The sequence below is a fragment of the Kosakonia oryziphila genome (assembly GCF_900094795.1).
GTDB lineage: Bacteria > Pseudomonadota > Gammaproteobacteria > Enterobacterales > Enterobacteriaceae > Kosakonia > Kosakonia oryziphila.
Map to the genome: position 1 here is coordinate 62,586 of NZ_FMBC01000012.1, position 12,928 is coordinate 75,513.

10 protein-coding genes are annotated in these 12,928 nt (G+C 56.0%); 6 read left to right on the forward strand and 4 right to left on the reverse strand.

The annotated features are described in order from the left end of the window. Window positions 1-13 precede the first annotated feature (13 nt). The 3 genes from treZ to glgX are packed head-to-tail and all read left to right on the forward strand — an operon-like array spanning window position 14 to window position 6,423. Window positions 14-1,795, forward strand: coding sequence for a malto-oligosyltrehalose trehalohydrolase (treZ, locus tag GA0061070_RS07850; RefSeq protein ID WP_090135084.1), 1,782 nt, complete (start codon window positions 14-16; stop codon window positions 1,793-1,795). Beyond that, window positions 1,792-4,302: a malto-oligosyltrehalose synthase gene (gene treY / locus GA0061070_RS07855; protein ID WP_090135086.1), complete on the forward strand. Its 2,511-nt coding sequence runs from the start codon at window positions 1,792-1,794 to the stop codon at window positions 4,300-4,302. The genes treZ and treY overlap by 4 nt, the downstream gene beginning before the upstream one ends. A gap of 54 nt (window positions 4,303-4,356) precedes the next feature. Beyond that, a complete protein-coding gene (gene glgX / locus GA0061070_RS07860) occupies window positions 4,357-6,423 on the forward strand; it encodes a glycogen debranching protein GlgX (RefSeq protein ID WP_090135088.1) in 2,067 nt (688 codons plus the stop codon). 42 nt (window positions 6,424-6,465) lie between these two features. On the opposite strand, the gene tehA is transcribed toward glgX, so the two are convergent. Next, window positions 6,466-7,419: a dicarboxylate transporter/tellurite-resistance protein TehA gene (gene tehA, locus GA0061070_RS07865; protein WP_090135090.1), complete on the reverse strand. Its 954-nt coding sequence runs from the start codon at window positions 7,417-7,419 to the stop codon at window positions 6,466-6,468. 218 nt (window positions 7,420-7,637) lie between these two features. On the opposite strand from tehA, the gene yahO reads away from it, so the two are divergent. The 3 genes from yahO (at window position 7,638) to GA0061070_RS07880 (ending at window position 9,511) form a co-directional block, all read left to right on the forward strand. After that, window positions 7,638-7,913 carry a DUF1471 family periplasmic protein YahO gene (gene yahO / locus GA0061070_RS07870; RefSeq protein WP_090135093.1) on the forward strand — a complete coding sequence of 92 codons (276 nt, stop codon included), beginning with the start codon at window positions 7,638-7,640 and terminating at the stop codon, window positions 7,911-7,913. A gap of 582 nt (window positions 7,914-8,495) precedes the next feature. Further along, a complete protein-coding gene (locus tag GA0061070_RS07875; protein WP_090135095.1) occupies window positions 8,496-8,945 on the forward strand; it encodes a hypothetical protein in 450 nt (149 codons plus the stop codon). 5 nt (window positions 8,946-8,950) lie between these two features. Beyond that, entirely contained in the window at window positions 8,951-9,511 is a 561-nt protein-coding gene (locus GA0061070_RS07880; RefSeq protein ID WP_090135097.1) for an RNA polymerase sigma factor, read from the forward strand. Window positions 9,512-9,580: 69 nt separating this feature from the next. Here the strand turns inward: GA0061070_RS07880 and GA0061070_RS07885 are convergent, their stop codons facing one another. The 3 genes from GA0061070_RS07885 to lysC all read right to left on the reverse strand — a co-directional run bounded on the left by GA0061070_RS07885 (window position 9,581) and on the right by lysC (window position 12,786). Next, window positions 9,581-10,879, reverse strand: a complete 1,299-nt coding sequence (locus GA0061070_RS07885; RefSeq protein ID WP_090135098.1) for a glycoside hydrolase family 10-like protein — start codon at window positions 10,877-10,879, stop codon at window positions 9,581-9,583. A gap of 4 nt (window positions 10,880-10,883) precedes the next feature. After that, window positions 10,884-11,174, reverse strand: a complete 291-nt coding sequence (locus GA0061070_RS07890) for a VF530 family protein (protein ID WP_090135099.1) — start codon at window positions 11,172-11,174, stop codon at window positions 10,884-10,886. 250 nt (window positions 11,175-11,424) lie between these two features. Continuing rightward, window positions 11,425-12,786, reverse strand: a complete 1,362-nt coding sequence (gene lysC / locus GA0061070_RS07895; RefSeq protein WP_090135101.1) for a lysine-sensitive aspartokinase 3 — start codon at window positions 12,784-12,786, stop codon at window positions 11,425-11,427. Between the last annotated feature and the right edge of the window lie 142 nt (window positions 12,787-12,928).

The window sequence follows — 12,928 nt, forward strand, 5'->3', positions numbered from 1 at the left end:
GAGAGGAGAAGGCATGGCGTCGAAATCTTTTGCGAAAAGCTGGGGCGCCGATGACATCGGCGAAGGCACGGTGCGCTTCCGTTTGTGGGCAACAGGCCAGCAGAGTATCACGCTGCGGCTTGGCGCTAACGATATTGCGATGCAGCCTGTCGGCAAAGGCTGGTTTGAAACCACGGTTCCAGGCCTTGTACCCGGAACCCCTTATCAATATGTGCTGTCAGATGGTAGAGCCATTCCCGATCCCGCCTCGCGCGCGCAGCAGAGGGATGTGAATGGCCCGTCGCTGGTGATCGATCCCACCCACTACCGCTGGCAACATGTCCACTGGCAAGGCCGTCGCTGGGAAGAGGCGGTTTACTACGAACTGCATATCGGCACCTTCACCCCACAGGGGACCTTTCAGGCGGCCATTGAAAAACTGCCGTACCTGGCGGAACTCGGCATCACGGTGATTGAAGTGATGCCAGTTGCACAGTTTGGCGGCGATCGCGGCTGGGGTTATGACGGCGTCTTGCTCTACGCGCCGCATGCGGCCTATGGTTCGCCGGATGATTTCAAAGCGTTTGTCGATGCTGCGCACGGCTATGGCCTTGCGGTGGTGCTAGATATTGTGCTCAACCACTTCGGCCCGGAAGGCAACTATCTGCCGCTGCTGTCGCCGGATTTTTTCCACCCGGAACGTGAAACGCCATGGGGCGCTGGCATTGCTTATGAAGTGGACGCCGTACGGCGCTATATCGCGGAAGCGCCGCTCTACTGGCTGACTGAGTTTCATCTTGATGGCCTGCGGTTTGATGCTATCGATCAAATCAAGGACAGCGCGGAAAAACCACTGCTGGTGGAGATCGCCGAACGCATTCGCGCAGCGATCCCTGATCGCGCCGTGCATCTCACCACCGAAGATTGCCGCAATATTATTGCCCTGCATCCGCGCGGCAGCGCGGGCGAGATCCCGCTGTTTAGCGGCGAGTGGAACGACGATGTGCATAACGTTGCCCATGTGTTAGCCACAGGTGAAACGCACGCTTACTATCAGGATTTTGCCGATAACCCCGAGCAATTGCTGGCGCGGGCGCTGGCGGAAGGGTTCGCTTATCAGGGTGAAATTTCGCCACAGAGCGGTGAAGTGCGCGGCGTTGATAGCCGCGGACAGCCGCCCACCGCGTTTGTCGATTTTATTCAGAACCACGATCAGGTTGGCAACCGGGCGCAGGGCGAAAGGCTGCTGAGCCTGGCCGGGGCAGATCGTACCCGCGCGCTGCTGGCGATGCTGCTGTTGTCGCCGCATATTCCGCTGCTGTTTATGGGTGAAGAGTATGGCGAAACGCAGCCGTTTCTCTTTTTTACCGATTTCCACGGTGATCTGGCACAAGCCGTGCGCGAAGGCAGGACGAAAGAGTTCGCGGGCCATGCCGGACATAGCAAAATGGTGCCTGATCCGAATGATCCGACAACGTTTGAGCGCTCGAAGCTGAACTGGCAGAAACTGCACAGCGCAGAGGGCAAAGTATGGCTGGCGCTGACCAGGCAACTGCTGGCGCTGCGTCAGCAATATATTGTGCCGCTGCTGGCGAAGGCGGGCGGTTATCAGGGTGAGGTGCTGGCTACCGCGCCCGGTTTTCTTGCCGTCTGCTGGCGCTTCCCGCAAGGAACGCTCTCGCTGGCGCTGAATCTGGGCGACACGCCGCAGCCGCTGCCAGTGATGCCCGGTAACACACTGTTTGCCTTGTCGCAGGCGCAACCTGAGTTAGCGCCCAATGCCATTGTCGTTCGTCTTGCCGGGAGAGAAGTATGAACACGCCCACCGCAACGTACCGTATTCAGTTTCGTAATGGCATGACCTTTGAGCGGGCTATTGCCCGCATTCCCTATCTTAAACGGCTGGGGATCAGCCATCTTTATGCTTCGCCGATTTTTACCGCTACCCGCGGCTCGACGCATGGTTACGACGTGACGGACGCCAATGAGATCGATCCGGCGCTGGGCGGTCGCGACGCGTTTATGCGCCTGGCGGCGGCGCTGAAGGGCGCCGGGATGGGGTTAATTCTCGATATCGTACCCAATCATATGGCCGCCTCGCCAGAAAACCCGTGGTGGCGCGATGTTATTGCGCAGGGGCAGAACAGCCCGTACGCTCGCCATTTTGATATTGACTGGTCGCGACCGCTAACACTGCCTTTCCTCGGCGACGATTTCGCCACGGTGGTGGAAAAGGGCGAACTCACCGTTCAGGCCGATCCGCAAACCGGCCATCCCGTTTTTGTCTATTTCGATAGCGTTTACCCACTGGTGGCGGAAAGCTGGCAGGGGCGAGAAACAGAGGTGCTGGCGCTACGCGAAAGCAGCGATCTGATTGCGCTGCATGAGCTTCAGCCGTGGCGCTTAACTTGCTGGCGTACGGCGGCAAGCGATCTGTCGTACCGCCGTTTTTTTGAGATTACCGGGCTGGTTGGCGTACGGGTTGAAGATGAGGCGGTATTTGATGACAGCCATCGCCTGATTCTCGAACTGGTGAACCGCGGTGTCGTTGACGGTCTGCGCGTCGATCATGTTGATGGGCTGGCCGATCCGCTGGGATATCTGCACCGTTTGCGCCACAAGGCCGGGCCGCAGTGCTATATCACGGTGGAAAAAATTCTCGGTAAAGGGGAGCAATTGCCCGCCGACTGGCCAGTTTCCGGTACCACCGGCTATGAGTTTATCGCCGCACTGTCAGATGTGCTGGTGGACGATGAGCAGCTCGACGTTCTGCGTAGAGCCTGGCATCAGGTGACGGGTAACGCCGTCGATATGCACGCAGAGTTGCGGGCCGCGAAGCGGTTAATGGTTGATCGCAATTTTGCCGGGGAGTTCAACGCGCTGGTACGGCTGGCGGTGGAAATTGGCTACGCGGAAATTCCGGTTCCGCAGGCCAAAGCGCTGCGCCAGGCGCTGCGGGAATTGCTGATTGCTTTTCCGGTCTATCGCACCTATGGCACCGGGCAAGGCTTGACGCCCGCCGACGCTGAGCGGCTGGCAAAGGTGGTCGAGTGGGTCAGCCGTAGCGAACATGCGCCGGACCCGGCGGCACTGGATTTTATCACCCGCATCCTGTGTGGCGACGTGGCGAAAAGCATGCTGCATCAGGCCGCGCATTTCCGCACCCGTTTCCAGCAACTGACCGGGCCGCTGATGGCGAAATCGGTGGAGGATACGCTGTTCTTTCGCCAGAACATGGATCTGGCGCTCAATGAAGTGGGTGCAGAACCGTTACCGCGCACCTTCTCATTGCAGCGTTTTCACCGCGAGATGCAGACGCGGCTTGAGCAGCAGCCGGACGCGTTGTCGGCGACCTCCACGCACGATACCAAACGCGGAGAAGATGCCCGCGCCCGGCTCTATACGCTGACCGAAGCGCCACAGCAGTGGGCGGATTGCGTGACGCGCTGGCGTCATCTCAACCGCGAAAAAGTGGTGCTGCTCAACGATGGCCCGGCACCAAGACCGGCAGTGGCCTGGATGATCTATCAGGCGCTGGCGGGCGTCTGGCCAGCCACATTACAGGCGGATGATGCACAAGGGTTACAGGCGCTGGAGACGCGGTTTATTGCGTTTCTGGAGAAGGCGCTGCGTGAAGCGAAGCAGCGCACCGACTGGATCGAAACCAACGACGCCTACGAAAACGCGGTACTCGATTATGCCCGCCATCTGCTTTCCCCGGAGAATCAGGCGTTCTTGCAGGATTTTACCGCCGCTTTACAACCATTTATTCGCGCCGGGCTGGTCAACAGTCTGACGCAGACCTTAATCAAATTGGCCGCGCCGGGCGTACCGGATATCTACCAGGGCAGCGAAGCGCTGAACTTCAGCCTGGTCGACCCGGATAATCGGCTGGAGCCGGATTATGAGGAGCTGGAACGGCTGCTGAGTGATGAAGAGCAGGCCGATCCGCATTCGCAGGAGAGCTGGACCAGCGGGCAACTGAAACAGTTTTTTATCGCCCGGCTGTTGCAGTTGCGCCAGCAGAAACCCCACCTTTTTCAGCGCGGCGACTATCTGCCGCTGACCACCTCCGGCCCGCAGGCGGACAACATTATTGCGTTTGCCCGCCAGGATAACGACGCGGCATTAATTGTGCTGGCGCCGCGTCTATTGTTTGGCGCGCAGGAGGGTAGCCTTGCCGGTGCAGTGGTTTCGCTGCCTGCGGGGCTGGCGAACCGTCGCTGGCGCGATCTTCTCAGCGGAGAAGAATTTGCGTTGAGCGACAGCGTCCATTTGCGTTCTATCGGCGGCTACACCTTCGCGGCACTGGTGAGTGCGTAAAGCGGTATGCAGCATTGTGATATCAGCTAACACTGTTTAAACAGAGAGGGAAGTATGTCTGATTTTTACATTACGGCAGGGCACGGCCAGCAATTGGGGGCAAATTTTGATGGCGAGGGCGTCAACTTCGCGCTTTTTTCAGCGCACGCCGAACGCGTAGAACTCTGTTTGTACGATGCCTCGGGCAAGACAGAGATCGCCAGGCTGACACTACCGGAAAACACGCATGAGGTCTGGCATGGTTATGTGCCCGGTCTGCAACCTGGCGCGCTGTACGGCTATCGTGTATATGGCCCGTTCGATCCGGAAAATGGTCACCGTTTTAACCCAAATAAACTGCTGCTTGATCCCTACGCGCGCGAGCTTGTCGGTGATATCGAGTGGAATGCGGCGCACTTTGCCTATGATCTTAACCATGAAGATAAAGATCTGACCTTTGACGAACAGGACAGCGCCCCCTTTACACCAAAATGCCGGGTTATCGATACGCAGGAATTTGACTGGCAGGATCAGAACCGCCCGAAAATAGCCTGGCCACACGCGGTGATCTACGAAACCCATGTCAAAGGTTTTACCCAGCTTAACCCGGCGCTGCCTGCGGAACTACGCGGCACTTTTGAAGGCATGGGACACAAGGCGACCGTTGACTATATTCGCAGCCTTGGCATAACCAGCGTTGAACTGTTGCCGGTGCACTGGTTCCCGGACGATCAGCATTTGCTGGATAAAGGGCTGCGCAACTTCTGGGGTTACAACACGCTCGGTTTCTTTGCGCCAGCCTCGCGCTATTACGGCCCGCGCGGTATCCAGGGTTTCCGCGAGATGGTACGGGCGTTTCACGATGCCGGGATCGAAGTGATCCTCGATGTGGTTTATAACCATACGGCGGAAGGCAACGAGCTTGGCCCGACGCTCTCTTTCAAGGGAATTGATAACTTCTCTTACTACCGCACATTGCCCGATCAACACCGTTACTACATCAACGATACCGGTACCGGCAACACGGTGAATACCTCGCACCCGCGCGTGTTGCAGATGGTGATGGATTCCCTGCGTTACTGGGCGGAATCGATGCATATCGACGGCTTCCGTTTCGACCTCGGCACCATTCTTGGGCGCGAACCGGAAGGGTTTGATCAGCGTGGCGGATTTTTCGATGCCATGACGCAGGACCCGGTATTGTCGAAACTGAAACTGATCGGTGAGCCGTGGGATATCGGCCCTGGCGGTTATCAGGTCGGCGGTTTCCCGCCGGGGTGGGCGGAGTGGAACGACAAATACCGCGATACGCTGCGCGAATACTGGAAGGGCGATAATGTCTCGACGGATTTCGCTGCGCGGCTGCTCGGCTCCGGCGATCTGTACGATCAGCGTGGCCGTCGCCCGTGGGCAAGCATCAACTTTATTACTGCACATGATGGTTTCACGCTGCGCGATTTGGTGTCGTATAACGACAAACACAATGAGGCCAACGGCGAAGACAATAACGACGGGCATAACGACAACCGGTCATACAATTATGGCGTGGAAGGGCCAACGGACGATGAAGGTATTCTCGCGGTACGCACCCGCCAGCAGCGGAACTTCCTCACCACGTTGCTGTTCTCGCATGGTACGCCGATGATCCTCGCGGGTGATGAGTTTGGCCGCAGTCAGCAGGGGAATAACAATGGCTACTGCCAGGACAGCGAAATTTCCTGGATCCACTGGAATGACGTTCAGGGCGAGGGCGAGGCGCTGCGTGAATTTACCCGTCAGCTAATTGCACTGCGTGCGTCACAGCCACTGTTGCGGCGGGAAAACTGGCGCGACGGGATGGAGATAGCCTGGTTTAATGCCGGCGGCGGTTTCCAGAAACCAGAGCAGTGGGAAGAAGGAACGACACTGGGCGTGCATATCGGACGCGCTGATTTGCAGAGTGAGGAAGGGATCTGGCACGACGTGTTGATGCTGTTCAACCCGTTCGAAGGGACGGTGCCGTTTCGTATTCCACAGTTTGGCGAAGGTGGCTGGGTGCTGGAGTTGTCAACTTCTGAGAAGGTCAAGCCCGGCGTTGTGATCACGCGCGAGAAGGATTTTGAACTCGATGGCCGCAGCATTGTGCTGTTCCGGCGGCCTTAAACCTCAGGGCGTCAGCGGCATAAGCGGCTGACGCCCAACCGTTTAGCTTCGAACGAGCAGTTTTCCTTGCAGCAGCAGGGAAAACGTTTTGACAATCAGCAGACCAATCACCAGATTGGCGGCAATAAACAGCGGGAATGACATCCAGTAGAGTGCGCCGCCGGGCGCGGCATGTCCCAGCCGGATAGCGGTGGTGGCGAGGGAGGCCACGCCGAAGGAGAAACTCCAGAAAGACGGGTTAAATGGCTGGGCGCTATACCATGGGATCAGACGGATCATAAACAGCATTTGCAGCAATCCGTAACCGAACAGCAATTTCGCGAACACATCAACCTGGCCGCCATTGACGCTGAGCCATGCGCTACAGGCGACAAACGCGGGCGCCATTTGAATGCCAAGGGACGTGCGCACCGCTGGGGACATCTCATCCAGGTTGCGCAGGCGGCTGAGGATCGCCGGTTCAAGGCTCAGCCAGGAGAAAAGCCCGGCGCCGAGAAACAGCATCCCGACATCATTAAAACCCAACGCGCCGCAGGCCATGGCACTGATAAAGTTATTGGCGACGGTCGGCAGATAAAGCCCTGGTGTGGTGGCTTCTTTCGGATGGGTACCGCGCCATAATCCGGCCGTCTGCCAGGTGGCATAGGTAAGCTGGCAGGTGACGGCGAGCAGAAAAAGCGCCAGTGCCAGCGGGTAGCTCCAGGGTGTCAGACCGATCGCCACCAGCATGGAGGTGGCGGGTAGCAGGCTGACAAAACTGCTTTTTAGTGGGTGGGTAACCTCTTCGATCAGCGTGCCGGAGTGGCGCAACAGGCGGGTGATAAAGGCCAGAGTCAGCAGCACCCAGATAACGGTGGCCAGAATAATCAGCGTATTCGCAGGCCACAGTGTGACCGGCCAGAAAGTGGCGGCAATACGCCAGGAAAAGCCCAGCCCGATAATACCGAGCACAATGCCAAAATAACCAGCGGGAAGGTTGAGGTGTGTATTTTTCATCACCAGGCTCCTGAATATACTACGGAATAAATTGCTGGGTATTGTATATGATATTTAAAATGCATGTTTTATTTATTTACCTGGCTTAGTGGATTAAATACGTCCATTAAGTGGTCATATTGTAATCTCTTATTCTTCGACTATTGTTATAGGGTAAATGATCGAGGTGCTTTTCTGTTATTTACAACGTTCTCATAAACGATATGGAGAGTTCGGTGATGAACAAAAAAAGTTTAGTGATTATTAGCGCGGTAACGTTATTAGCCAGTAATGCCTGGGCCGCGAAACTGATGGAAAGGGCAGACTTTGACAAAGTCTCTTTGCAATATGAAAAAGTCGGTACGATCTCGACGGAAAATGAGATGGCACCGATGGATGCCCGTCGTGAGCTGAGTAAGTTGGCCGACGAGAAGGGCGGCGATGTTTACGTGATCACTTCAGATCAGTCCAAGAAAAAAATCCATGCTACCGCCGATGTGTACAAGAAAAAATAAATGCATGATACAGCCCCCGGCATACCGGGGGTTTTTTCGTCATCGTGTTTTTTGCTTGTTTGGTAAATTTTATATCGCTCATAATTTCCTTGATTTCAGGAGTTTTTTAGAAAACGTTTAGCGGCCATCAAGAATAAGGAAGCTCCGGAATGCATTGTTCCTGTTAACTTTTATAAAACACGGTACAGTGATGTTCATAAGGATGTTTACAATAATTTCTGATTTTCATTGGGACGACTGAAAATTAAATATTTGGTCTGTGACCCGGAGAAAGCCGCCAGGTTATTGCATCATGAGTTACAAAAGAAAAAACCACCAAAAAAACTCATGGCGAATTATTTCCATATTTTATTTCCATCCATATCGTAGACTGTGCGCTGCCAGCGCTCGTCCGGTCGGTTAGGGAACGTCACCACAGAAGCGCATCATACCTTGAATGGCGCACTCTTACGATCCCCTGGGGCCATACCAAAGAGTGTCTTTGCTTCGCATTTTTTTCATTTTTTTAAGCAATATTTTTACTGCTCATCCGTCTACTTCATCGCAAGCAGTTATTCACTACTATGATGGAGTAATAAAATAATGAGAGACTTTGATATGCATGGACACATGCGTGAACACGGTTTTGGACGCCATCGCATGATGAAACATGTGATTCTCGGTGTGGCGCTGGTGGCCATCCTGGGGCTGCTGGTGATGTCGCTGTGGAATGCGCTGCTGCCTGCCATTCTTGGGGTAAAAAGCATTGGCTTCTGGCAGGCGTTGGGCGTGCTGGTGCTGTGCCGCATTTTGTTCGGCGGTCTGGGTTTTCGCCCGGGGATGTTTGGCATGGCGCGGGCGCATCGCCGCATGCATGAGCGTTGGATGCAGATGACGCCGGAACAGCGTGAAGAGTTTATTCGCCATCGTCGCGACGGCTTTGGTCGTCATGGGCATCGTGGCCATTGCGGCTGGCGCGGACATCGCGATGAGCAGGCGGAAGATCGCGCTCAGCCTGACGATAATCGTCCAAAAGCACCGGACGCAGAGTGAATACAATGAAAGCCGGTGTGGCGGGGGAATCACTGCTGATGGCAGCGCTTAATGCCTGCCGATCACGGCTGAAAGCTTTTATTCGTGGTCGCACTGCGGTTCGGGACGATGCTGACGACATCCTGCAAGAAGTGACATATCAACTGATGCAGGTGGAGCAGCCGGTGGAAAATGTCGCGGCCTGGTTGTTCCGCGCGGCGCGCAATGAAATGACCGATCGGGCGCGCAAAAAACGGGAACTGCCGTTATCCGGCTTTTTCACTGACGACGAGGGAGATGTCGCCGAAGATGAACTGGCGGAAACGCTGTTCGGTGTGCCGCAAACCCCGGAAGAGGAGTACCTGAAAACGCTGCTGTGGGAAGAACTGGAGCAGGCGCTGGCCGAACTGCCGTCCGCACAGCGCGAGGTGTTCGAGAAAACAGAGCTTTACGGCTACAGCTATAAAGAACTGGCGGAGGAGAATGGCGTCAGCCAGCAGGCGTTACTTTCCCGCAAACACAAGGCCGTACTGTATCTACGTTCGCGCTTGCGCAGCGTTTACGAGGCGCTGACGGAAGAGCCATGAAGCCCGGAGCAATATTTTGCCAGCCAGCAACGCCTCTTTATGCACACGTCTCCTTAACCCACGGGGGGATTATTCCCCCCAGCGCTCCCGTAAATAGTTGACCGCCTGCTGTGTCTGCGGCCGGTTCAGGTAGTCTTCGCGAAACAAAATAGTGCCGTTAATCTGCGGCAGCGATTCGTTTAAATCGAGTTGTTTTTTCAGCTCCGGTACGCCGCCGTTAACCATCCAGTCCGGCTCCATCTTCGACGGTTCACCCACTTTATACAGTGCGATGCCGATATACAGGCGTGTATGGGTGGGTTTGACGACATCGGCCCACCATTTTGCCAGCACGTCATAGCGCGCAGCGCTACGCGAGAAGGGCCAGTAAATTTGCGGGGCGATATAATCCAGTAATCCTTGCTGCACCCAGCGACGGGTATCGGCGAAGGATTCATCGTAAGCCGCTGCGCCGCGCGTGTCGGATCCGGCCGCATCGAAGGAGCGGTTGCGCCATACACCGGCAGGGCTGACGCCAAATTCTACGCCCGGTTTCAGTTGTTTAATGGTGCGGGAAACCTGCTCAATCAGCAGCAGGGTGTTATTGCGCCGCCAGTCTGCTTTGGAACTAAAACCCTTGCCATATTGCTGGAAGGTCTGGTTGTCATTCAGTTGCGAACCGGGCGTTTCGGTATAGAAATAGTCATCAAACTGCACGCCATCGACAGGGTAATGGGTCACCACTTCGGCCACGCTGCTGGTTATCCAGTCGCGCACATCCGGAATGCCAGGATCGAGCACCAACCGGTCACCAGCGGTGCGGATCCAGTCGCGATGCAGAACAAATACGCTGGCCGGGGGCAATGAGAGCGTGCGATTAAGTGCCGCGATGGTCGCTGGCTGCGTGTTAACCGACACACGGTAGGGGTTAAACCAGGCATGCACTTTCATGCCGCGTTTGTGTGCTTCATCAAGCACAAACTGCAACGGATCGTAGCCGGGATCCTGACCAATCGTACCAGTCAGTACATCGGACCACGGCAAAATTTTAGAGGGCCACAGCGCGGTGCCGTCCGGTTTCACCTGGAAAAAGATGGTATTAATGCCAAGGTTTTTGAGTTTATCCAGTTTCTCTACCAGCGCCTGCTGTTGCATGCGAATGCGCGTATCGGCGCTGCTGACATTCACCGAGTTGACTGGCGGCCAGTCGAGGCGAGAAACCGTCGCCAGCCAGACACCGCGGACCGGCTGGGAATTTTTATTCGTCGCAGGCAACGGCTGTTTCGTCACTGGCGGTAGCGGAGTGACAAGAGATTTAGGCGGTTTGGAGGAACAACTGACCAGCAAAAGCGCAGTAGCAAAAAGGACGACTGACTTTTTAAGGGACATCTTATTAGCTCTTATTGATGATTCGACTGCGGGTCCACGGGTTAAAGGTGGGCTCATCCTTGTTGATCGGGGCGGAGTCATCCAGGGAATCCAGATACAGCGCCTCGACTTCTGCGCGCGCCCAGGGCGTCCGGCGCAGAAACTTCAGACTGGATTTAACGCTCGGTTCGTTTTTAAAGCAATTAATATTGATGCGCTTACCCAGTTCATTCCAGCCGTAACGGGCGACCAGCGCGTTGATTTGCATCTCCAGAGTGACGCCATGCAGGGGATCTTTTGACGTGTGAGCAGCCATGTGAAGTCCGGTAATTTCTGCTTTTCAACAGGTGAAATAAGTTGTGGGGAAGGGTACAAGAAAGCCGGTAAAGCGGCAATGCCCGACGACCCGTTCCGCGGCATCGTTTACAGGCCGGGTTTGCTGAACCCCGGATGATCATTCGTGCGGCGCACCAGCGTCCAGTGGAGCAGGCGTCCGGATCGCTTAAGCGTGCCTTATTTTTCGTGCTGGCAGAGCGGGTTGTCTGCCAGCACGACGCAATCGTCGTTTATTCAAACAGACGGTGATGTAAGGCTTTTACGGCGTCGTCTGCGGCGTCTGCGGGCAGCAGGAAACCGAGGCTGTGACGTGACACGCCGTGGCAAATCAGCCGCACAGGGTGTTTTTCCAGCCCAGCGAATACCTCGTGGCAGACGCCTTCAGCCTGCGACAGCGAATTACCGATCAGGCTGACTAAAGCAAGGCCGGTTTCCACTTCCACCCGGCAATGGGATGACAGCTCGGTGAGCAGAGAGGTGGTCAGCAGCCTGGATTCACCGGAGGTAGCGCTGGCAGCGTTCAGGATCAGCGCGATACTGGTTTCTGAGGTGGTGATGGAATCGACCGCCACATCATGGCGCGCCAGCAGCGCGAAGGTATCCGCTAAAAAGCGACATGCAGACTGCCCCTGCTCGCAATGTAATTTCATCAGCGTCTGCTGACGGCGAACGGCCAGCGCGCGGTAACGCGGCGGGTTTTCGGTATCGCGGCAGACCAGCGTGCCACCGGCGGAAGGGTATTTACTTGAACCGACAAAGACCGGGATATTTTTGCGCATTGCCGGTAGCAGTGTCGCCGGATGCAGCACTTTTGCGCCAAAGGTCGCCATTTCGCTGGCTTCAGAAAATGAGATCTGCCCGATGCGCTGCGCCCGGGAGACGAGCCGTGGGTCGGTCGTGTAGATCCCGGCCACATCGGTCCAGATATCCACGCGTGCAGCGTGCAGCGCTTCACCCAGCAGCGAGGCGGTATAATCACTGCCGCCTCGGCCCAGCGTCGTGGTCTGACCGTTCGCCTCGCGACCGATAAACCCCTGCGTGACCACTAACGCCTGCTCGGTACGAGGACGCAGCCGTCTTTCAACACGTTCTGCCGTGGCATCCAGCACCGGTTCTGCGCAACCAAAGCAGTCAGTGGTGCGAATAACTTTGCGGGCATCGAACCACTCGGTCTCGACATCGCGCTCGCGCAGCACCTCGACAAACAGCAGGCTGGACATCAATTCGCCGTGGCTGACCAGCGCGTCGCTGAGCGCGGCCGAACGCATAGTAAAGGCTTCTTCCGCCAGGCGGCTGATGTTGTCGAGAAGGTGATCGATCTCCTGGCGAATGGCATCCTGCTGTTTCAGGCGGGAGATAATGTTGTACTGAATGGTGCGCAGGGTTTCGATTTTGTCCAGGCGTTCGCGGCTATCCAGACCGGCAGAAAGCTCGACTAAAATATTGGTCACGCCCGCAGACGCAGACAGAACAACCAGACGGACATCTTTATCGGCAAGAACGATGGTGGCGCTACGGCTCATCGCGTCAAAGTCAGCAACACTGGTGCCGCCGAATTTGGCAACGACGATGTGTGGAAAAGTGCGAGTCATAACAATCTCATATCAGGGCGCCATGAATTCATGGCAAGAAAATTTTCATTCTCGGCATAAGGTGAAATAACCAGTCCGGCTGTCCGGTGGTATTTGCCTTACGAAATGTCCGCCCGCGAACATTTCTGATGACAACCCAGGA

Coding starts and splice junctions, on each gene's coding strand:
- treZ (WP_090135084.1), top strand. CDS start 14: ATGGCGTCGAAATCTTTTGCGAAAAGCTGGGGCGCCGATGACATCGGC.
- treY (WP_090135086.1), top strand. CDS start 1,792: ATGAACACGCCCACCGCAACGTACCGTATTCAGTTTCGTAATGGCATG.
- glgX (WP_090135088.1), top strand. CDS start 4,357: ATGTCTGATTTTTACATTACGGCAGGGCACGGCCAGCAATTGGGGGCA.
- tehA (WP_090135090.1), bottom strand. CDS start 7,419: ATGAAAAATACACACCTCAACCTTCCCGCTGGTTATTTTGGCATTGTG.
- yahO (WP_090135093.1), top strand. CDS start 7,638: ATGAACAAAAAAAGTTTAGTGATTATTAGCGCGGTAACGTTATTAGCC.
- GA0061070_RS07875 (WP_090135095.1), top strand. CDS start 8,496: ATGAGAGACTTTGATATGCATGGACACATGCGTGAACACGGTTTTGGA.
- GA0061070_RS07880 (WP_090135097.1), top strand. CDS start 8,951: ATGAAAGCCGGTGTGGCGGGGGAATCACTGCTGATGGCAGCGCTTAAT.
- GA0061070_RS07885 (WP_090135098.1), bottom strand. CDS start 10,879: ATGTCCCTTAAAAAGTCAGTCGTCCTTTTTGCTACTGCGCTTTTGCTG.
- GA0061070_RS07890 (WP_090135099.1), bottom strand. CDS start 11,174: ATGGCTGCTCACACGTCAAAAGATCCCCTGCATGGCGTCACTCTGGAG.
- lysC (WP_090135101.1), bottom strand. CDS start 12,786: ATGACTCGCACTTTTCCACACATCGTCGTTGCCAAATTCGGCGGCACC.